Source organism: Enterococcus sp. LJL90, from assembly GCF_056924355.1.
Window position 1 is genome coordinate 1 of sequence record NZ_JBXPBQ010000040.1, and the last position, 2,290, is coordinate 2,290.

Here is a 2,290-nt window from a genome sequence, read left to right on the forward strand (position 1 = left end):
GCAGATGCATCAGGTGTCCCAACACCGTCTTCAACTACTTTATCTGCATTAGATGCATCTGTTGCTAGTTTGTATTCAGGTACTGCTTCAGAAACTGTTAAATTGACTGCTGGTGGTGCAGGTAAAACTGTTATGAGTTATACATTGCCTACTACAGGTTCAGCTGCAACAGGAACCCAAGCTGTAGCTAGAACAGTTTCAGACGTTAACTTGACAGTTAAAGGTGGCAGCGCAAAAGAAAACAATCAATACAAGAGTACAGTGACTTGGGTATTGTCTGACACTGGTACAGATAGCCCAACTGCTTAGTTCCGAATCAGTAACAACAGTACAACTTTCAAGTAATCATTAAGTCTTAAGGATTGCGAGAAAGTTACTGTAACAATCCAAGGTTTAAACAGAAAAGCACACTGAAATACTAGTATAGACGGATAGGATGGAGAGAGATGAAGAAAAAGATACGGGAACAGTTAAGATGGGTCATAACATGTATAGTCGGTCTTTTTTGTCTATGGCTTTTACCAAGCACGGTAATTGCGGCTTCAAAAACTGTTTATCCAGTTACGACCGAATATCAAGAGATTAACGACTTAGCCGGCGTAAGAGATAATTTTGGGTTATCTGGTACTACAACTTGGGATCCTGGCTGGCCATGGGCCCAGTTAACGTCAGAAAAGACTCAACAAGTTGGGTCAATTTATCTTAACAACAAAGTACAATTAGACTCGAGTTTTTCTATTAACGGAAAACTGTCCATTCATTTTAAAGGTGCCAATAAGAATGCAGATGGAATTGGTATTGTTTTTCATACGGGAGAAGTAGATCAAATTGGCCAAGCAGGAGGATTTTTAGGAGTTGCAGGATTACCAAATGCTCTTGCGATGGTATGGGATACTTGGAAGAATGAAGGGGATCCAAACGTTCCTTACATAGGAATTTGGACAACAAATTCAAGTGGAACAAAATCTGTTGTCAATAATTATACTACATCTTTCGATATTACAAAGAATCAAGAGTTAAATTACTCATTTATATATGATGCAAATACACGCAAAGTAACATTTCAAGCATACTATAATATTTCTTCTACCAATGATTCACCAGATTATTCAAAACCTATCATTACAGATAATTCAGGAGCAGGATATAGTTTTACTATACCAGAATCAATTAAAGAATATTCATTTTCCATTACTGGAGCCACGGGTAGTACTTTTAACAATCAATATGTCAAAGTGTCCAACGCAAGCATACCAATTTTAGTCACCAATACGCCTAAAGTGACCAAGGAAGTTGGAACAACATACAGCTCAGTCTTGACTTTGTCTGACACAAATGGTGTCGCTTATCCGCAAGGTTCTACTGCGACTGTCAACGGAGTGGATTATACAGTAGATGAGAATTCCTCTATTACAGTTCCATTAGGTACAACAGCCACCGAAACAGATCTCACGATAGCTGTTGAGTCACACAAAGTATATGATGGTAAACAATATGATGCAAAAGTATCAGAGTCAATCACCTACACCCGGCAACAACGGTTCTGGGGGAATGTGCCTTGGTCATTTGATAGTAGTACCGGTACTCTTACATTTAGCGGCAGTGGAACGTTAAGTGAGGCAGGCGACTCCCCATGGAAACGTGCAGATAGTTTAAAAATAGATGCTACATCAATAAAAAAAATTGTCTTTACACAATCTGTTAGTACCCCAGTAAACTCTGCTTCACTTTTTCTAGGATTGATCAATTTAATCGATATCAATTCAAATAAATTGGATACATCACAAACAACAAATATGAACTGGATGTTTTATAATCTTACATCTATTACTGCCTTAGATATGAGTAGTTTGAACACTTCAAAGGTTACGAACATGTCTGCTATGTTTGCAGGCTGTAACTCTCTAGAAACAATTGATATTAGTAAATTTGATACATCCAATGTTACAGACATGAGTTATATGTTCCAATTCAACAAAAAAATTAAAACATTGAATTTAAGTACTTTTGACACCAGTAAAGTCACTACTATGGAATATATGTTTTTGGGAATGGAAAGTTTAACCAATTTGAATATAAGTAGTTTTGACAATACCACATTAAACCCGAAGATGACTGGTGCTCTTTCAGGTACAAACGTGTTAAGTTCACTGACACTTGGACCAAAGTTTAAAGATACATCTAATGAATCACAATTGCCCAATATCACCGCCAATGACACTTATTCTGGTAATTGGCAATATCAGGTAGATGAGTCCATAGTGGGTACAACCTCCCAATTCTTTGCAAA

2 protein-coding genes are annotated in these 2,290 nt (G+C 37.3%); both read left to right on the forward strand.

The genetic code is table 11. From position 1 onward, the window contains the following. On the forward strand, nt 1-309 hold a 309-nt coding region (locus AC1Z3S_RS19945), incomplete at its 5' end, for a WxL domain-containing protein (protein WP_461741827.1). Between the two features lie 137 nt (nt 310-446). Then, the coding region (locus tag AC1Z3S_RS19950) for a lectin-like domain-containing protein (RefSeq protein ID WP_461741828.1) at nt 447-2,290 on the forward strand (1,844 nt) is incomplete at its 3' end.